Annotated in this window: 13 protein-coding genes and 1 pseudogene; 2 read left to right on the top strand and 12 right to left on the bottom strand. The window is 70.4% G+C overall.

Going from position 1 to position 18,423, the window contains the following annotated elements; genetic code table 11:
• Window positions 1–33: 33 nt before the first annotated feature.
• The gene (locus G6N49_RS07920) at window positions 34–3,051 is read right to left on the bottom strand and encodes an acyl-CoA synthetase (RefSeq protein ID WP_011855881.1); all 3,018 of its coding nucleotides are present in this window, start codon (window positions 3,049–3,051) and stop codon (window positions 34–36) included.
• Between the two features lie 140 nt (window positions 3,052–3,191).
• On the opposite strand from G6N49_RS07920, the gene G6N49_RS07915 reads away from it, so the two are divergent.
• Together G6N49_RS07915 and G6N49_RS07910 are read left to right on the top strand one after the other, a co-directional pair.
• Window positions 3,192–4,982, top strand: a complete 1,791-nt coding sequence (locus tag G6N49_RS07915) for an ABC-F family ATP-binding cassette domain-containing protein (RefSeq protein WP_011855882.1) — start codon at window positions 3,192–3,194, stop codon at window positions 4,980–4,982.
• A gap of 48 nt (window positions 4,983–5,030) precedes the next feature.
• Window positions 5,031–5,484 (top strand): annotated as a pseudogene (locus G6N49_RS07910) (TIGR03618 family F420-dependent PPOX class oxidoreductase).
• Here the strand turns inward: G6N49_RS07910 and argH are convergent.
• The 11 genes from argH to G6N49_RS07855 form a co-directional block, all read right to left on the bottom strand.
• Window positions 5,485–6,897 (bottom strand): argininosuccinate lyase, encoded by a 1,413-nt coding sequence (argH, locus tag G6N49_RS07905; RefSeq protein WP_064875256.1) that lies wholly within the window; start codon window positions 6,895–6,897, stop codon window positions 5,485–5,487.
• 7 nt (window positions 6,898–6,904) lie between these two features.
• On the bottom strand, window positions 6,905–8,107 hold the full coding sequence (locus G6N49_RS07900; protein WP_083045271.1) for an argininosuccinate synthase: 1,203 nt from the start codon (window positions 8,105–8,107) through the stop codon (window positions 6,905–6,907).
• Window positions 8,108–8,120: 13 nt separating this feature from the next.
• Complete coding sequence (locus G6N49_RS07895; protein ID WP_011855886.1) at window positions 8,121–8,600, bottom strand: arginine repressor; 480 nt, start codon at window positions 8,598–8,600, stop codon at window positions 8,121–8,123.
• A gap of 7 nt (window positions 8,601–8,607) precedes the next feature.
• A complete protein-coding gene (gene argF / locus G6N49_RS07890) occupies window positions 8,608–9,531 on the bottom strand; it encodes an ornithine carbamoyltransferase (protein ID WP_011855887.1) in 924 nt (307 codons plus the stop codon).
• Window positions 9,528–10,736: an acetylornithine transaminase gene (locus G6N49_RS07885; protein WP_011855888.1), complete on the bottom strand. Its 1,209-nt coding sequence runs from the start codon at window positions 10,734–10,736 to the stop codon at window positions 9,528–9,530. The genes argF and G6N49_RS07885 overlap by 4 nt, the downstream gene beginning before the upstream one ends.
• The gene (gene argB, locus G6N49_RS07880; RefSeq protein WP_011855889.1) at window positions 10,733–11,605 is read right to left on the bottom strand and encodes an acetylglutamate kinase; all 873 of its coding nucleotides are present in this window, start codon (window positions 11,603–11,605) and stop codon (window positions 10,733–10,735) included. Before argB ends, G6N49_RS07885 begins: the two co-directional genes overlap by 4 nt.
• Window positions 11,602–12,807, bottom strand: coding sequence for a bifunctional glutamate N-acetyltransferase/amino-acid acetyltransferase ArgJ (argJ, locus tag G6N49_RS07875; protein WP_011855890.1), 1,206 nt, complete (start codon window positions 12,805–12,807; stop codon window positions 11,602–11,604). The genes argB and argJ overlap by 4 nt, the downstream gene beginning before the upstream one ends.
• Window positions 12,804–13,838, bottom strand: a complete 1,035-nt coding sequence (gene argC / locus G6N49_RS07870; RefSeq protein WP_197913481.1) for an N-acetyl-gamma-glutamyl-phosphate reductase — start codon at window positions 13,836–13,838, stop codon at window positions 12,804–12,806. The genes argJ and argC overlap by 4 nt, the downstream gene beginning before the upstream one ends.
• A gap of 65 nt (window positions 13,839–13,903) precedes the next feature.
• Entirely contained in the window at window positions 13,904–16,402 is a 2,499-nt protein-coding gene (gene pheT / locus G6N49_RS07865) for a phenylalanine--tRNA ligase subunit beta (protein ID WP_011855892.1), read from the bottom strand.
• The gene (gene pheS, locus G6N49_RS07860; RefSeq protein ID WP_011855893.1) at window positions 16,402–17,436 is read right to left on the bottom strand and encodes a phenylalanine--tRNA ligase subunit alpha; all 1,035 of its coding nucleotides are present in this window, start codon (window positions 17,434–17,436) and stop codon (window positions 16,402–16,404) included. The genes pheT and pheS overlap by 1 nt, the downstream gene beginning before the upstream one ends.
• Window positions 17,437–17,502: 66 nt before the next feature.
• Window positions 17,503–18,390, bottom strand: coding sequence for an adenylate/guanylate cyclase domain-containing protein (locus G6N49_RS07855; RefSeq protein WP_041925315.1), 888 nt, complete (start codon window positions 18,388–18,390; stop codon window positions 17,503–17,505).
• Window positions 18,391–18,423 lie beyond the last annotated feature (33 nt).

Genomic DNA, 18,423 nt, shown 5'->3' with positions numbered 1-18,423 from the left:
AGCCTATCAGTGCGACCGCGCCGTGGCGCGGCGTCACTGCTGGGCACGGGGCGGCAGCGGTGAGTCCTCCGGCGAAGCGTCACGGTCCTGCCCTCCGGTGATCTCGGCACGCACGGCCACGGTGAGCCGCTTGTACCCATTGGTATCGGGATCGAGGTACCAAGAGTTACGCCGCGACGGCCGAGGAACCCCGGCGGCGCGCAACGGATTGATCAGCGGGCGGTAGGACGCGCTCAATTCGATGTCGGGCACGACGTGGACGAGGTCGGGGGGATTGCCGACCGGCAGGTCGGCCAGCGCCTCGGTCAGCTCGGCCGTGGTGATGCTGCCGCCCGGGCACAGTGCCAGGGCGGTGACCGCCAACTGCCGGCCGCGCGCCTCGATGCCGTAGGTCACCGCGACGTCCACCGCACCGATGCGGCCGACGGCATCGCTGATCGGCATCGCGAAGACGGGCCCGCGGACCGTGTGGATCACCGCACCGCGGTTGTCGACCAGCCAGTAGTCGCCGTCGGCGTCGCGGCGGAAGAGGTATTCCGACGACACCCAGGTGTCGGCGGGGGCGAACACTCCCCGTTTCACCGACGCCGTCGGGTCGACCGGTCCGCGCGGGCGGGCCAGCAACACCCCCACCTCGTTGTCCGCCGCGCGGCGCACGAACCCGCGGTTGTCTTCGAGGATCAGGTCGTCGTCGGCGTCGTAGGCGGCCAGTTCGACCTGCCCGCCGCCGGGCAGCGCGCGGCCCTTGCTGCCGATCTTGGCGCCGGAGACGTTCGCCAGCACCGCCTGACCGTCGGTGGTCGCGAAGAACTCGACGACGTGGGCCGGCGCAAAGATGTCGATCACCCGCTCCCACAGTCCGGTGGGCATACCGGATCCGATGAACAGCCGCACCGGGTGCCCGCCGGACAACCGGAAGGACGGGTCGTCGATGACTTCGCGCAGCATCGCCCAGGTGTAGGAGACCACCGACACGCCGTACTGCCGGATCTCCTGCACGAAGCGGTCCGGACGCAGTCCACGCGATAGCGCGATGCGGGTACCGCCGACGACGGCGCCGCCGAGGCTGACCAGCAGACCCGACTGGTGATGCAAAGGCGTCAGACAGTAGACGGTGTCGGTGCGGCCGAGGTTGGCCGCCGAGGCGGTGCCGAACGCCGACAGCGCCCACCGGTAATTGGTGATCTGCCGGGCGACCAGTTCACCGCCCAGCGTGCTGAACGCGATGAACGCCAGATCGCGCGCCAGACCCGGATTGGGTCGGTACCAGCCGGGCAGCGCGACCTGATCGGGGTCGATCTGTTCCATGTCGACGACGTCGGCGTCATCGGTCACGTGAAGGTCGCGGATGTCGCCGCCGCCGAGCACCAGCACGCGCATCGGCAGGGTGCGCGCCGCCTCGAGATGGGTGGGGTCGGCGATGATCTCCGACACCGCGCCGAGCCGGGCCGCGGCGGCGAGATCGACGTCGGGCGGCATCAGCACGGCCACCGCGCCGAGGCGGGAGAGCGCCGCGATCGCCACGAGGGCGCTGGGGCGGGTCTCCATGAGGACGCCGACGCGGGTGCCCTGGCGCACCCCGACGTCGATGAGCCCGCGCACCACGTTGTTGATGCGGCGGTCGACGGCCTCGTAGGTGTGCACCCGGCCGTCGTAGAGCAGGAACTCACCATCCGGCGCGCCACGGGCCTGCTCGGACATGATCCGGCCGAGCGAGATCCGGGTGTGGTCGTTGATCTGACCCAGGCGGGCCAGCCGAGGCAGCGTGCGGGCGGTCTCCACGGCGAGTGTGCGGGCGGACTTGTTGGCCGAGACCAGCGCACCGGCCGCCGATCGGGCGACGCCGAACGCCATCTCGGTGGCGGCCGTGGCGCCGTGGGCGACCCGCGAGGTCAGCGATACGCCGCTTTCGATGTGTTCCTTCGGTTGCAGCGCCATCGGTTCCACGCCGTCGGGCATGTCGCCGTCGCCTTCGAGCCACTTGACCCAGTCGGCGACGGTCGGCCACGTCTGATGCGAGGCCTTCGACCCGACCACCAATCCGAAATGTCCTGCGCGGATGAGGTATTCGTACACATCGGCCTGTGGGGCCGCGCGTTTGATGCCGCGCACCGACGGCGGCTGACCGATGTCGTCGACCTCACCGACGACGGCGAGCACCGGACAGGTGATGTCCGACAGCGTGACGAGCTGACCGTGGATGGCGAACCCGCCGGTCATCATCCGGTTGTGCGCGATGAACTGCTTGAGCAGTTCGGAGATCGCCGGGCCCGACCAGGCGATCCAGCCCTCGGAGGACAGGAACCGCCGCTGCTGCTCGCGCGGCAGCAGCGCCTCACGGTCGTGCAGCTGCAGCAGGAACTCGACCCGCGCCTGGGCGGTCTTGACCGGGTCGAGCATCTGGAATCCCGTGCGCGCCAGCCATCCCGGGATGTCGATCCGGCTGAACACGTGGTCGGCCATGAAGTCCGCGGCTCCCACGGCCACACCTGCGGGCAGGTTCATCGGCAGGGCCGCGAGCGTGTCGACCGGGGCCCCGAACGCGATGATGCTGGCCAGGTCGCGGGACTGTCGATACGCGGCGGTCTGGTAGCAGAACATGCCGCCCTGCGAGTATCCGGCGAGGTGCACGTCGTGGCCGGAGACCTGCTTGACGGTGTCGATCGCCTCGGACAGCGCCACGACGTGGTCGGCGAGATTGCGCTGCATCCCGCCCTCGACCTTGTCCGGTGAGCCGAAGTCGATCACCCACGGGTCGAGACCGGCGCGGTAGAGGATCCCGACGGCGCCGTCGTCGCGGGTCACGTCCCACATGTCGGCCGACATCATCATCGGGTGCACCATCAACACCGGCGGGCCCGGCGGCTTGGCGCCCGGGCGGACGTCCGGCGGGAAGTAGCGCCGCAGCCGGTACATCGGCACGCTCTGCACGATCTGGAACGGTGACGGCACAGCGCCCGTCTCCAGACCCCCGTAGCGCAGGACCTCCAGACCGTTCTGCGCGGTCGCCACCAACCGTCCGACCGGCCTGGTGATCGCTGAGAGGTCCATCACCGACTCTCCCCTCCACATCGACCCGCAGCCAGGTCCCCCGGGCCGCGCCCTGCCGCAATGCCTCGTCATCATGGCACAGCGTTGCTGGTCGGCCGCCATGAACGTCGGGCACCACACCCGCATAGCCTTGAGGGGACATGGCGCATCTTCTCGGGGCTGAAGCCCTCCATCTGGAATACCCGACAAAAGTCGTGTTCGACAGGGTCTCACTGGGCGTGAACGAGGGCGACCGGATCGGCATCGTGGGCCGCAACGGTGACGGCAAGTCCAGCCTGTTGGCCATGCTGGCGGGCCGGCGCAGCCCCGACTCGGGCCGGGTGACGGTGCGCGGCGGGGTGCGGATCGGGGTGCTCGATCAGGCCGACACCCTCGACGACGAGGACACCGTCGGGCATGCGGTTGTCGGTGACATGCCCGAACACGACTGGGCCGGGGATCCGCGCGGCCGTGACGTGATCGGCGGCCTGCTCGGCGATCTGGCGTGGGACGCGGTGCTGGGCACTCTGTCGGGCGGGCAGCGTCGGCGGGTGGCGCTGGCCGCGCTGCTGGCCGGCGACCACGACGTGCTGGCCCTGGACGAGCCGACCAACCACCTCGATGTCGAGGCGATCACCTGGCTGGCCGAACATCTGAAGCGACGCTGGTCGCCGTCGGCCGGCGGATTGCTGGTGGTGACCCACGACCGCTGGTTCCTCGACGAGGTGTGCACCGTGACGTGGGAGGTGCACGACCGGATCGTCGAACCCTTCGACGGCGGATACGCGGCCTACGTGCTGCAGCGGGTGGAACGCGACCGCCAGGCCGCCACGATCGAGGCGCGCCGCCAGAACCTGGCCCGCAAAGAGCTGGCATGGTTGCGCCGTGGCGCCCCGGCCCGGACGTCGAAGCCCAAATTCCGGATCGACGCGGCGAACGCTCTGATCGCCGACGTCCCGGAGATCCGCGACAAGGTGGCACTGCAGTCGTTGGCCGTGTCACGGCTCGGCAAGCAGGTGGTCGACCTGCTCGACGTGTCGGTGTCCTACGGCGACCACGAGGTGCTCCACGGCGTCGAGTGGCGGCTCGCCCCCGGCGAACGGACCGGCATCCTCGGCGTCAACGGGGCAGGCAAGTCGACACTGCTGGGTCTCATCGACGGTTCGGTGGAGCCGACCGCGGGCCGGGTCAAGCGTGGTAAGACCGTCAAGGTCGCGACACTGACCCAGACCCTCGACGAACTCGAGCCGCACCTCGACGATCCGGTCCGTATCGTCCTCGAAGGCCTACGCACCACATACACGTTCGGCGCCGGCTCCAAGGCGCAGGAACTCTCACCGGGTCAACTGCTGGAACGGCTCGGGTTCTCCAGCGCGCAGTTGTCGACTCCGGTCAAGGACCTCTCCGGCGGGCAGCAGCGTCGCCTGCAGCTGCTGCTCATCCTGCTGTCGCAGCCCAACGTGCTGATCCTCGACGAGCCGACCAACGACCTCGACACCGACATGCTGGCCGCCATGGAGGATCTGCTGGATTCGTGGCCGGGCACCCTCATCGTGGTCAGTCACGACCGGTACTTCCTCGAACGCGTCACCGATCAGCAGTACGGCATTCTCGGCGGCCGTCTTCGGCACCTACCGGCCGGCGTCGATGAGTACCTGCGGCTGCGGGCGGCGCATGCCGCCGAGACCGGGACCGCACCCGCCGCTCCTGCGGACGAGTCGACGGAACTGTCCGGAGCCGAGCTGCGGGCGGCGCAGAAAGAAGTCACCGCCCTGGAGCGCCGGTTGGAGAAGCTTCAGGCGCAGATCGACCGCGACCGCACGGCGCTCGCCGATCACGACCAGTCCGATTTCCAGGGGCTGGCCACGAAGGTGGCCGCCATTCGAGCGATGGAGGAAGAGGTCGCCGACGCCGAAAGCCGCTGGTTCGAACTGAGCGAGCAGATCGGCTAGCCGCGCAGCCGCCGCCGAGGACTGACGATCCGGGAGTAGCGTCGATCCATGACCGACCTCTCGGAGTTCACCGGACTGATCTCTCGCGACCACGGCCTGTGCGTGTTCAGCACGCTGCGGCGCGACGGCAGCATCCAGTCCACGGTCGTCAACGCCGGCGTCCTCGCGCACCCGGTGACCCGGACGCCGGTGGTCGGGCTCGTCGCGGCCGGCGGCTCACTCAAACTACGCAATCTCCGTGCCGATCCGCGGGCGACCGTCGCCGCCCGCGCCGGCTGGCAGTGGGCGAGCGTCGAGGGACGTGGCGAGTTGATCGGGCCCGACGACCCCTACCCCGGCATCGACGGTGACGGCCTGCGAAACCTGTTGCGCGACGGTGTTCACCGCCGCGGGCGGCACCCACGACGACTGGGACACCTACGACCGGGTGATGGCCGAGGAACGACGCACCGTGGTGCTCGTCGCCCCGCACCGCGTGTACACCAATCCGGGGACGGGATAGTCAGCGGCGCAACGCCAGCCGCAACCGGTCGGCGGTGTCGCGAACGACGTTGAGCTGTTTGGCCACCTGCACAGGCGCGGTGCCGCCGCGCGCATCGCGGGAGTTGACCGAGCCCTCGACGGTCAGCACTTCGCGGACGTCCCCGGTCAGTTCTGGGTGGATGCCGGTCAGCTCGGCGTCCTCGAGGTCCTCGAGTCCGACGCCGCGGGCTTCTGCCGCGCGCACCGCCGCGCCTGCGGCCTCGTGCGCGACGCGGAACGGAACCCCGCGCCGCACCAGCCATTCCGCGACATCGGTGGCGAGCGTGTATCCCAGGGGCGCGAGTTCGGCCATCCGGTCGACGTCGAAACGCAGTGTGGACACCAGGCCGGCGACGGCGGGCAGCAGCAGTTCCAGCTGCGCCACCGAGTCGAAGACCGGCTCCTTGTCCTCCTGCAGATCGCGGTTGTAGGCCAGCGGCTGCGCCTTGAGCGTGGCCAGCAGCCCAGTGAGGTTGCCGATCAGCCGGCCGGATTTGCCGCGCGCCAGCTCGGCGATGTCGGGGTTCTTCTTCTGCGGCATGATCGAGCTGCCCGTCGACCAGGCGTCGTGCAGCGTGACGTAGCCGAATTCGGTTGTGCTCCAGAGGATGATGTCCTCGGCGAGCCGGGACAGGTCCACCCCGATCATCGCCAGCACGAACGCCGCCTCGGCGGCGAAGTCGCGGGCGGCGGTCGCGTCGATGGAATTGTCGGCCGCGGAGTCGAAGCCCAGTTCCGCGGCGATCGCGTCGGGGTCGAGCCCCAGCGACGAGCCGGCCAGCGCACCGGCACCATAGGGCGACACCGCGGCCCGTTTGTCGAAATCGGCGAGCCGGTCGACGTCGCGCAGCAGCGGGTGGGCGTGGGCGAGCAGATGGTGGGCCAGCAGCACGGGCTGCGCCGACTGCAGGTGCGTCTTGCCAGGCATGATCGCGGTCGGGTGGGCGGCGGCCTGGGTCGCCAGGGCGCTCACCACGCCGAGCACCCCGTCGGCGACGCGGCGGATCGCGTCGCGCAGCCACGCCCGGAACAGGGTGGCCACCTGATCGTTGCGCGAGCGCCCGGCCCGCAGCCGGCCGCCGAGTTCGGCCCCGACCCGGTCGATCAGGCCTCGTTCGAGCGCACCGTGCACGTCCTCGTCGGTGACCAGCGGCGCGAAGGAGCCGTCGGCGACGTCGGAGGCCAGGCTGTCGAGACCGGCCAGCAGACCGTCACGCTGGTCCTCGGTCAGCAGTCCGGCCGAGAACAACACGCGGGCATGCGCTTTGGACGCCGCGATGTCGTAGGGCGCCAGCACCCAGTCGAAATGCGTCGACTTGCTCAGCGCGGCCAGCGCGTCGGCGGGTCCGTCGGCGAACCGGCCGCCCCACAGTGAGCCTTCGTTGGTGCTCACCGATCGCTCACTTGATGCCCAGGTCGCGGCGCGCGGAGATGCTCGAGCTCAGGCCGTGCACGTGCACGAAGCCCTTGGCCGAGGACTGGTCGAAGGTGTCGCCCTCGTCGTAGGTGGCCAGGTTGAAGTCGTACAGAGATTCCTGGCTCCGGCGTCCATTCACGGCGATGTGGCCACCGTGCAGCACCAGCCGGATCTCACCGCTGACGTGTTCCTGCGTCTTGGCGACGAACGACTCGAGCGCGGTCTTCAGCGGGGAGAACCACAGCCCGTCGTAGACCAGCTCACCCCACTTCTGGTCGGTGGTGCGCTTGAACCGGCCGAGTTCGCGTTCCAGCGTGACATGTTCGAGTTCGGTGTGCGCGGTGATGAGCACCATCGCACCGGGGGCCTCGTAGATCTCGCGGCTCTTGATGCCGACCAACCGGTCCTCGACGACATCGAGGCGGCCCACGCCCTGCGCGCCCGCACGGCGGTTGAGTTCCTCGATCGCCTGCAGCACGGTCACGTCGCGGCCGTCGACGGACACCGGCACACCCTTGTCGAAACCGACGATCACCTCGTCGGGGGTGCTCCAGTTGAGTGTCGGATCCTCGGTGTAGTCGTAGACGTCCTTGGTGGGCGCGTTCCACAGGTGCTCGAGGAATCCGGTCTCCACCGCGCGGCCCCACACGTTCTGGTCGATCGAGAACGGTGAGCGCTTGGTGACGTTGATCGGGATCGCGTTCTCCTCGGCGAACGCGATCGCCTTCTCGCGCGTCCACGCATAGTCGCGGACCGGGGCGAGCACCTCGAGATCCGGCGCCAGCGAGGCGAACCCGACCTCGAAGCGGACCTGGTCGTTGCCCTTGCCCGTGCAGCCGTGCGCGACGATGCCGCCCTTGTGTTCGCGGGCGGCGTCGACGAGGTGTTTGACGATCAGCGGCCGGCTGAGCCCGGACACCAGCGGATAGCGGTCCATGTAGAGCGCGTTGGACTGGATGGCGGGCAGGCAGTAGTTCTCGGCGAACTCGTCGCGGGCGTCGACGACGACGGCTTCGACCGCACCGCAGTCGAGGGCACGCTGGCGCACGACGTCCATGTCCTCGCCGCCCTGACCGAGGTCGATGGCGACCGCCACCACCTCGCGCCCGGTCTCCTTGCCGATCCAGCTGATCGCCACCGAGGTGTCCAGACCGCCGGAGTACGCCAGGATGACGCGTTCGGACATGACCAATCTCCTCTTATTTCAGGTTCTCAAGGGTGGCGGCCAGCTCGACGCCCGACATGGGCTCGCGGGCCACCACCATGATGGTGTCGTCGCCGGCGATGGTGCCGACGACGTACGGCAGCGCAGCCCGATCGAGCGCGCTGGCGAGATAGTGTGCCGCACCGGGCGGCGTGCGCAGTACGGCGAGGTTGCCGCTGGCGTCCGTGGACACCAGGAGGTCACCGAGCAGCCGGGTGAGCCGGTCGGTGCCGCCGGCGACACCCCGCACGGGGCTGCCGTCCTCGGGGACGACGTAGACGCCGACGCCGCCGTCGGCACCGCGCAGTTTGACCGCACCGAGTTCCTCGAGGTCGCGCGACAGCGTGGCCTGGGTGACCTCGATCCCCTCGTCGGCGAGCTTGGCGGCCAGCTCACCCTGGCTGCGCACGGAATGCGACGACAGGATCGCCACGATACGGGCCTGTCGTCCGGCTCTGGTCACCGCGGAAGTCATGACACCGTCACCCCGACCGCTCCAGCAGCCACACCAGCAGCGCCTTCTGCGCGTGCAGGCGGTTCTCCGCTTCGTCCCACACCGCGCTGTGCGGGCCGTCGATGACCTCGTCGGTGATCTCATGCCCGCGGTGGGCCGGAAGGCAGTGCAGCACAACGGCTTCGGCATGGGCGCGGTCGAGCAGGCCGGTGTTGACCTGAAACGGCCGGAACGGTCGCACCCGGTCGAGGCCGTCGTTCTCCTGACCCATCGACGTCCACGTGTCGGTGACGAGGACGTCCGCACCGTCGGCGGCCTGATGCGGGTCGGCGGTGACGGTGACCGACGCGCCGGTCAGCGCGGCGCGCTCCTGCGCGGCGGCGACGAACATCGGATGCGGTTCGAAGCCCTGCGGCGCCGCGATCGTCACGTGCATGCCGGCGGTGGCGCCGCCGAGCATCAGCGAGTGCGCCATGTTGTTGGCACCGTCACCGAAGTAGGCCATCCGCAGGCCGGGTAGCGCGCCGCGGCGTTCGATCAGCGTCTGCAGGTCGGCAAGGACCTGACAGGGGTGGAACTCGTCGGAGAGCGCGTTGATCACCGGCACGGTCGCCCCGGCGGCCATGGAGGTCAGCCGTTCCTGGGCGAAGGTGCGCCACACGATCGCATCGACGTAGCGGGACAACACCTTTCCGGTGTCCTCGAGGGTCTCCTCGCGGCCGAGCTGGGTGCTGCGACCGTCCACCACGACGGCGTGCCCGCCGAGCTGGGCGATGCCCACCTCGAAGGAGAACCGCGTGCGCGTCGAGTTCTTGTCGAAGATCACCGCGACACCGCGCGGCCCGGCCAGCGGGCGGTGCAGCAGCGGATCCTTCTTCAGCTCGGCGGCCAGCGCCAGCACCTCGGCCTGCTCTTCGGGGGTGAGGTCGTCGTCGCGCAGGAAATGTCTCATGAGTCCGCCACCTCCGAGGCAGCCGGGGTTGACTCGCCGCCTCCGGCGGCGGTGTCGAGTACGCCGGGGAGCGCACCGAGGAAGTCGTCGATCTGGGCTTCGGTCACGACCAACGGCGGCGCCAGCCGGATGACGTCGGGGGCGGCGGCGTTGACCAGGAACCCGGCGGCACGCGCAGCGGCCTCCGCGGGTTTGGCGGCGGCCGCGCGCAGCGCGATCCCGATCAGCAGGCCACGGCCGCGGACGTGGTCGACCAGCGGGTGGTTCAGCTCCTCGATCCCGTGGCTCAGCGTCTTGCCGAGCACCCCGGCGCGGGTGACGAGATCGTCGTCGGCCAGCACCTTCAGCACCGCCAGGGCCGCCGCGGTGCAGACGGGATTGCCGCCGAATGTGCTGCCGTGCAGGCCCGGGGTCAGCAGATCACCGACGGCGCCGACGGCCAGGCAGGCCCCGATCGGCAGACCGCCACCGAGCCCCTTGGCCAGGGTCACGACGTCGGGGGTGATGCCGTCGTGCTGGTGGGCGTAGAACACGCCGGTGCGGCCGACCCCCGTCTGCACCTCGTCGACGATCAGCAGCGCACCGTGGCGGGTGGTGATCTCGCGCGCGGCGGCCAGGTAGCCGGCCGGCGGTACGACGACACCGCCCTCCCCCATGATCGGTTCGAGGAACACCGCCGCCGTCTCCGAAGTGACAGCGCGTGCGAGTTCGTCGATGTCGCCGAACGGCACGTGGGTGACGTACCCCGGCAGCGGTTCGAACGGCGCCTGTTTGGACGGCTGGCCGGTCAGCGCCAGTGAGCCCATCGTGCGGCCGTGAAAAGCGCCTTGGGCGGCAACGATTTTCGTGCGCCCGGTCAGCCGGGTGATCTTGAACGCGACCTCGTTGGCCTCGGTGCCGGAGTTGCAGAAGAACACCCGCGCGGGTGCGCCGAGGTGCCCGACGAGCGCTTCGGCCAGTGCGATGCCCGGTTCGGTGGCGTACAGGTTCGAGGTGTGTCCCAGGGTGTTGAGCTGCCGGGTCACCGCCTCGATGACCGCGGGGTGGCGGTGGCCGAGGATGTTGACCGCGATACCGCCGAGCAGGTCGACGTAGGACCTGCCGTCGGTGTCGGTGACCACCGCGCCGTCACCGCTCGCCAACGCCAGCGCCGGGGTGCCGTAGTTGTTCATCATCACGGCGGACCACCGCTGCTGCAGTGTCACGGGTTCACCACCTTGGTGCCGGTCCCCTCATCGGTGAACAGTTCGACCAGTACACAGTGTTCGACGCGGCCGTCGATGACGTGGGCGCTGGGCACGCCCTCGGTGACGGCACGCAGGCAGGCCTCGATCTTGGGAACCATACCGGCCTCCAGCGTGGGCAGGAGTTCCGTCAGGTCGGCGGTGTTGATCTGGCTGACCAGCGAGTTGCGGTCGGGCCAGTCCGTGTAGAGCCCTTCGATGTCGGTGAGCATCAACAGTTTCTCGGCGCTGAGCGCGGCGGCCAGCGCGGCCGCGGCGGTGTCGGCGTTGATGTTGTGCACCACACCGTTCGCGTCGGGCGCGATCGTCGACACCACGGGAATGCGGCCGGCGGCGATCAGGTCCCGGACGGCCTCGGTGTTGACGTGTTCGACGTCGCCGACCAGGCCGATGTCGGTGGCCACCCCGTCGACCATGACGTCGCGGCGCACCGCGGTGAACAGGTGGGCGTCCTCGCCGGTGATCCCGACGGCATACGGTCCGTGCGCGTTGATCAGCCCGACGAGTTCGCGGCCCACCTGACCGAACAGCACCATCCGGGCGACGTCGAGCACCTCGGGCGTGGTCACCCGGAAGCCGCCCCGGAAGTCCCCAGGGATGCCGAGCCGTTTGAGCATGGCGCTGATCTGGGGCCCACCGCCGTGGACGACGACGGGGTGGACGCCGCAGTTGCGAAGGAACACCATGTCGGCGGCGAACGCGGCCTTGAGGGTGTCGTCGGTCATGGCGTTTCCGCCGTACTTCACCACGACGATCTTGCCGTGCAGTTGCTTGAGCCACGGCAGCGCCGCGGCGAGCACCTGCGCCTTGGTGTGTGTCGCGGCGGTCATGAGCTGTACGCCGAGTTCTCTTCGACGTACGCGTGCGACAGATCGGTGGTGCGCACCGTCGCCTGCCCCGCGCCGAGGCCGAGGTCGACGGCGACGTCGATGTCGGCGCCGGTCAGATCCACCTCGCGGGCACCGGGTGTCCCGGCGCCGTTGGCGAACGTCGGGGAACCGTTGAACGACACGGTGATCCGGTTCGCGTCGATGGTGAACGGCACCATCCCGACCGCGGCGAGCACCCGCCCCCAGTTCGGGTCGGAGCCGAACAGCGCGGTCTTGACCAGGCTGTCCCGGGCGAGCAGCCGGGCGGCGACGAGCGCGTCGTCCTCGGTCGGCGCACCGGTGACGGTGATGGCGATGCGTTTGGTGACGCCTTCGGCGTCGGCCTGCAGCTGGGCGCACAGGTCGTCACACACCCGCAGAACCGCCTCGTCGAGCTCCTCCTGGCTGGGCGTGATCTCGCTGGCGCCGGAGGCGAGCAGCAGCACGGTGTCGTTCGTCGAGCAGCTGCCGTCGATGTCGAGACGGTCGAAGGTGCGTTTCGCCGCCCGGCGCAGCGCGGTGTCGAGGGCCTCGGAACCGGCGACGGCGTCGGTGGTCAGCACGCACAGCATCGTGGCCAGCGACGGCGCCATCATGCCCGCGCCCTTGGCCATCCCGCCGACGGTCCAGTTGCCGGGGTGGTGCAGCGCAACCTGTTTCGGCACGGTGTCGGTGGTCATGATGGCGCGGGCCGCTTCCTCGCCGCCGGACAGCCCGCCGGCCATCTCGTGGACCACCTCGGTGACCCCGGCGAGGACCTTGTCCATCGGCAGCCGGTCGCCGATCAGACCGGTCGAGCAGACCGCGACCTCGATGGCGCCGGTCTCCGAACCCCAGTCGGACAGCGCCGCGGCGACCGCCTCGGCGGTGGCGTGGGTGTCCTGGAACCCGAGCGGGCCGGTGCAGGCGTTGGCGCCGCCGGAATTGAGGACGACGGCACGCAGCCGTCCGGTGGTGAGCACCTGCCGGCTCCACAACACCGGCGCGGCCTGGACCTGGTTGCGGGTGAACACACCCGCCGCGGTGTGGTCGGGGCCTTCGTTGAGCACGAGGGCGAGGTCGAGCGCACCCGACGCCTTGATGCCGGCCGCGATTCCGGCGGCCCGGAAGCCGGCGGGGGCGGTGACGCCCTGGGTGCGGATCAGTGGTGCGGATCCGGTCACGGCGCGACCCCCACGATCGACAGGCCCTCGGTCTCCGGCCAACCCAGCGCCAGGTTCATCGACTGCACCGCCGCCCCACCGGTCCCCTTGGTCAAGTTGTCGATCGCCGCGATCGCGACGAACGTCTGCGCATCCTCGTCGAGCGCGACCGCGATCTGCGCGGCGTTGCTGCCGATCACCGAACCGGTCTTGGGCAGTTGCCCCTCGGGCAGCAGGTGAATGAAAGGTTCTGCGTCGTAAGCCTTCTCGTAGGCGGCCCGCAGCTGCGACAGCGACGCGGAAGTGCGGGCGGTGCAGGTGGCGAGGATGCCCCGCGAGGTGGGGATCAGCACCGGGGTGAACGACACCGTGACGTCCTTGTCCGTCACGGCCCGCAGGCCCTGCGCGATCTCCGGGGTGTGCCGGTGCTTGCCGCCGACGTTGTAGGCGCGCGCGGATCCGATCACCTCCGCGCCGAGCAGGTCGGGTTTGGCGGCCCGCCCGGCGCCGGAGGTACCGCTGACCGCCACGACGGTGACCGCCGGTTCGACGAGGTCTTCGGCCACGGCGGGCAGCAGCGCCAGCAGCGCCGCGGTGGGATAGCAGCCGGGCACGGCGATCCGCTTGGCTCCGGCGAGGCGCTCGCGGGCACCGGGCAGTTCGGGCAGGCCGTAGGGCCAGCTGCCGGCGTGCGCCGAACCGTAGAACCGTTCCCACGCGGCCGCGTCGGTGAGCCGGAAGTCGGCGCCGCAGTCGATGATCAGCGTGTCGTCGCCGAGTTGTTCGGCCAGCGCGGCGGAGTGGCCGTGCGGGAGGCCGAGGAAGACGACGTCGTGGCCGGACAGCGTCTCGGCGTCGGTGGCCTCGAGCACCCGGCCGGCCAGCGGCAGCAGATGGGGGTGGTGGTCACCGAGCATCGTGCCCGCACTGCCCGCAGCGGTCAGCGCGCCGATGGTGAGCCGGCCGTCGGAGTAGGCGGGATGCCCGAGCAGCAGGCGCAGGATCTCCCCGCCGGCGTATCCGCTGGCCCCGGCGACTGCGACAGAAGTCATGCATAGAGTTTGCATGTTTATGCAGTTAAATGCAAACTCATTTACCCGCTTCCCGGCGAGAGAGTTCAGCGGCGCTGCTGCGCACCGATCTGTTCAGCCGCGGCCTGCACCGCCGCCTCCCGGGCCGTGCTCGCCTCGTCCTCGGTCAGGGTCCGGTCGGCGGCGCGGAACCGCAACGCGAGGGCCAGCGATTTGCGCCCCTCCCCGATCTGCGGGCCGGTGTAGACGTCGAACAACCGCACGTCCTCGAGCAGCTCGCCGGCGCCCGACCGCACCGCCTCGACCACACTCTGCGCGGCGACGTCGTCGTCCACGATGAGGCTGACGTCCTGGAAGACGGCGGGGAACGGCGACACCCGCGGCGCGGGCAGCCGCTCGGTGATCGGCACCGCGTCGAGGTCGAGTTCGACCGCGCACGTGCCCTTGGGCAGGCCGGCCCGTTCCACCACCGCCGGATGCAGCTGTCCGGCATGGCCGACGACGGTGTCGCCGATCAGCACCTCGGCACACCGCCCCGGATGCCACGGCAGGCGCTGAGCGGAGCGCAGCGTGAACTCCACCTCGGCCGCCCGTCCCACGATCCGCACCATCTCGAACGCATCGGCCGCCTCGACCGGACGACCGCGGCCCCAGGGACCGGCGGGTTCACGCAGACCGGTCAGCACCGCACCGACGTGCTGGGGCTGACGCGGCAGGGACGCGTCAAGGGTGGCGATCTCGTCATCGGTCGGACGGCGGTCGTTGGGGATCCGCTCGACCGCGCGGGTGTCCTCGGTGGGCTCGACGACCTGGGCGATGGCGAACAGCGCCGCATCGGCCGCCCCGCGAGACACGTTGCGGGCCAACGCCTCCAGCAGGCCGGGCAGCAGCGTCGTGGCCAGGTGCGGGCGGTCGGCCTCCAACGGGTTGAGCACCTGGGTGGTCGCACGGCGGGGGTCGTCGTCGGCCAGACCCCAGACGTCGAAGACACCGGCGGGCAGGAACGGGGTGGGCAGGATCTCGACGTAACCGCTGAGCGCGAGCGATTTGCCGATGGCCCGGCGCCGCTTCTGCACGGCGGTCAGGCCGCGACCCGCCGGAGCGGCCGGCAGCACCGACGGGATCTGCTCGAGACCCTCGAGCCGCAGCACCTCCTCGACCAGGTCGGCCGGCTGCTTGATGTCGGGGCGCCAACTCGGCGGGACGGCCGTCACCCGGTCGCCGTCGACGCGCACGACGGCGCCGATCTGGGTGAGCCGCCGCTCGGTGGTGCCGGGCGGATAGTCGACGCCGGCGGTGCGGTCGGGGCGGTCGAGGGCCATCGACACCGGTGGCGGCGACCAGTCCTCGCGCGGCGGGTCGCCCCGCCAGTCGGTCAGCCGCGGTTCCACAGCGCCGCCGGCGATGTCGGCGAGCAGGGCGGCGCACCGGTCGAGCGCGGCGACCGAGATGGCCGGGTCGACGGTGCGCTCGTAGCGGCGGCCGGCCTCACTGGCCAGGCGCAGCCTGCGCTGGGTGCGCGAGACCGCGGCCGGATCCCACACCGCCGCCTCCAGCAGCACATCGGTGGTCGTCTCGCGGACCTCGGTCGTTCCCGCCCCCATCACGCCGCCGATCGCGGCGGTGGCCTCGTCGTCGACGATCAGCACGTCGGCCGGATCCAGTCGGCGTTCGATGTCGTCGAGGGTGACCACCGTCTCGCCGGGCTCGGCGAAACGCACCCGGAAGCCTCCGGTGATCAGGCTGCGGTCGTGGGCGTGCATCGGGTGACCGAACTCGAGCATCACGTAGTTGGTCACGTCGACCGCCGGGGATATCGCCCGGATGCCCGACAGCAGCAGGCGGCGCTGCATCCACCACGGCGACACGGCGGCGGGGTCGATCCCGGTGACCGGCCGCAACCCGAACCGCAACACCCCGGTGCCGGGGTCGATCGCCACCGGCAGCGCCTCACCCTCGACGGGCAGGGCGGGCACCCGCTCCGGATCGAACGCCGGGTCGACGTAGTCGAGGTCGTAGGCGCAGGCGATCTCGCGGGCCATCCCGCGCACCGACAGGCAGTAGCCGCGGTCCGGCGTGATCGCCAGGTCGAACACGGTGTCGTCGAGGCCGAGCACCTCGGCGGCCGGCGTACCGGGCGCGGCCGTGCCGGGCGGCAGCACGAGGATGCCGGAGTGGTCGGCGCCGAGGTTGAGTTCGGCGGTCGAGCAGATCATCCCGTCGGAGGTGCGGCCGTAGGTCTTGCGCGTGGCGATTGTGAAGTCCCCGGGCAGCGTGGCGCCCGGCAGCGCCACCACCACCAAATCACCGACGGCGAAATTGGTTGCCCCGCAGACGATGTCACGGTTCTCCGGCTCGCCGACGTCGACCTTGACGGCGCGGATCGGCTTCTTGAACTCCGTGAGCTCCTCGATCTCGGCGACGCGGCCGACGGTCAGGGGTCCCGTCACCGGGCCGACCGGCAGCACGTCCTCGACCTCGTGGCCGATGCGGATCAAGGTCTGCTCGAGCTCCTCGGCGGACACGTTCCAACCCGGCGCGCCGGCAGACACGACCTCGCGCAGCCAGCTGTACGGCAGCCGCATCAGGCGCCCACCCCGAAGGGCAGCGAGAACCGGACGTCACCCTCGACCATGTCGCGCATGTCGGGAATCCCGTTGCGGAACTGCAATGTTCGCTCCAAACCCATACCGAATGCGAAACCGGAGTACTCGTCGGGGTCGATCCCGCAGGCGCGCAGCACGTTCGGGTTGACCATGCCGCATCCGCCCCACTCCACCCAGCCGGGCCCGCCCTTCTTGCCGGGGAACCACACGTCGACCTCCGCCGACGGTTCGGTGAACGGGAAGAAGTGCGGCCGGAACCGGGTGCCGCCCTGCGGGCCGAACTGGGCGCGGGCGAACGCATCCAGGGTGCCGCGCAGGTGCGCCATGGTCAGGCCGCGGTCGACGGCGAGCCCTTCGACCTGGTGGAACACCGGTGTGTGGGTGGCGTCGAGTTCATCGGTGCGGAACGTGCGGCCGATCGAGATGATGTAGACCGGCAGATCGCGTTCGAGCAGAGCGCGGATCTGCACCGGCGAGGTGTGCGTTCGCAGCACCTGACGCGAACCGTCGGGCGCGACGTAGAACGTGTCCTGCTCGCTGCGGGCCGGATGGTCCGGCGGGAAGTTCAGCGCGTCGAAGTTGAACTGTTCGGTCTCGACCTCGGGCCCCTCGGCGAGTTCCCAGCCCATCGCGACGAAGGTGTCGGCGATGTTCTCGGCCAGGATCGTGATCGGGTGGCGCGCACCGACCGGTTGCCGCGTCGAGGGGAGCGTGACGTCGATGCGTTCGGCGACCAGGACCGCCGCGTCGCGCTCGGCACGCAGCTCCGCGAGGCGCTCGTCGTAGCTGCGCTGGGCGTCCGACCGCGCGACGTTGACGCGTTTACCGGCATCGGCGCGCTCCGTCTTGGGCAGGCTGCCCAGCGACTGACGCGCCACGGCGATCGGCGACCGGTCCCCGAGGTGTTCGGTCTTCGCCCGGGCGAGCGCGTCGAGGTCCGCGGCGGAATCGAACGCACGGCGAGCCGCGTCGACCGCTTCGGTCAACGCCTTTTCAGACAGGTTTCCGGCCATTCCGGGCTGCTCAGCCACCCGGCGATCATAGGTGATCGCCCGACCCGCCCTCGCGACCGTTTCCCGCTAGGACTCGTCGTCGGTGGGGTCCTCCCCCGACGGCCTGTTGCGGCGCACCCGGTACATGGCAAGTTCGGGTGGCACACCGTCGGGTTTGAGGCTGAACACCTGCCTGCGCTGACGCTTGACGGTGACGTTCAACGCCGCCAATTCCTCGGCGGGGATGCGGTCGAGGGTCGCCTGCGAGACGATCAGCCCGCCGCGGGTCGCCCGCTCCATCACCCGCGCGGCGATGTTGACGTCCACCCCGAGCCAATCCGAGCCGATCCGCTGCGGTCTGCCGGTGTGCACGCCGACCCGCATCCGGGGGCTGTATCCGTCGATCTCGACCGACCGGACCGCGGCCATCGCGTTGAGCACCGCGCGCACCGCCGTGCCGGGGTCGGTGAACACCGCCATGGACCCGTCGCCCATCCGTTTGACGATGCGGCCGCCTGCCTCGAGCAGCGGCGGTTCATATGCCTGGGCGACGCGGCGGAGCAACCGCAGGGTCGCGTCGTCACCGGCGGTCAGCGCCCACGACGAGAACCCGACCAGATCGCTGAACACCAGCGTGACCTCCGGATTGGCCGGCTTGCCGGACACCCTCTCGGTGACCGCCTGCCAGAGCTGCAGCGCGCCGAGGCTGACCTCGCGCGAGACGGCCTCACGGTCGAGCAGCCGGTCCGCGACACGTGCGGCGGCACGTGGCCCACCCACCCCGTCGGCCGACAAGGGATCCCCGAAATCCGGGTCGCCCGGCAGCGCCCGGCGGGCGCGGCGCAGGAACTCGACCACGCTGGGACTGTGGTTGGCGCTGTAGAACCAGCCGAGCGGTCCCGCCGATCCGCGCACCGGTGCACGCTCCTCGTCTTCGGTACCGCCGGATCGTTCATCGAAGGGCTTCACCTCCACGTCGCCAGCGTATGCGGCGGCCTCGGAGGCGGC

Source organism: Mycolicibacterium monacense (genome assembly GCF_010731575.1).
Lineage (GTDB): Bacteria > Actinomycetota > Actinomycetes > Mycobacteriales > Mycobacteriaceae > Mycobacterium > Mycobacterium monacense.
This window is presented reverse-complemented; position numbering and strand designations above follow the sequence as displayed.

Bases quoted from the DNA above. Each gene is read 5' to 3' on its own strand.
- G6N49_RS07895 (WP_011855886.1), bottom strand. From the start codon at position 8,600: ATGACTTCCGCGGTGACCAGAGCCGGACGACAGGCCCGTATCGTGGCG.
- G6N49_RS07900 (WP_083045271.1), bottom strand. From the start codon at position 8,107: ATGTCCGAACGCGTCATCCTGGCGTACTCCGGCGGTCTGGACACCTCG.
- G6N49_RS07915 (WP_011855882.1), top strand. From the start codon at position 3,192: ATGGCGCATCTTCTCGGGGCTGAAGCCCTCCATCTGGAATACCCGACA.
- argC (WP_197913481.1), bottom strand. From the start codon at position 13,838: ATGACTTCTGTCGCAGTCGCCGGGGCCAGCGGATACGCCGGCGGGGAG.
- argF (WP_011855887.1), bottom strand. From the start codon at position 9,531: ATGAGACATTTCCTGCGCGACGACGACCTCACCCCCGAAGAGCAGGCC.
- argB (WP_011855889.1), bottom strand. From the start codon at position 11,605: ATGACCGCCGCGACACACACCAAGGCGCAGGTGCTCGCCGCGGCGCTG.
- pheT (WP_011855892.1), bottom strand. From the start codon at position 16,402: ATGCGGCTGCCGTACAGCTGGCTGCGCGAGGTCGTGTCTGCCGGCGCG.
- pheS (WP_011855893.1), bottom strand. From the start codon at position 17,436: ATGGCCGGAAACCTGTCTGAAAAGGCGTTGACCGAAGCGGTCGACGCG.
- G6N49_RS07920 (WP_011855881.1), bottom strand. From the start codon at position 3,051: ATGGACCTCTCAGCGATCACCAGGCCGGTCGGACGGTTGGTGGCGACC.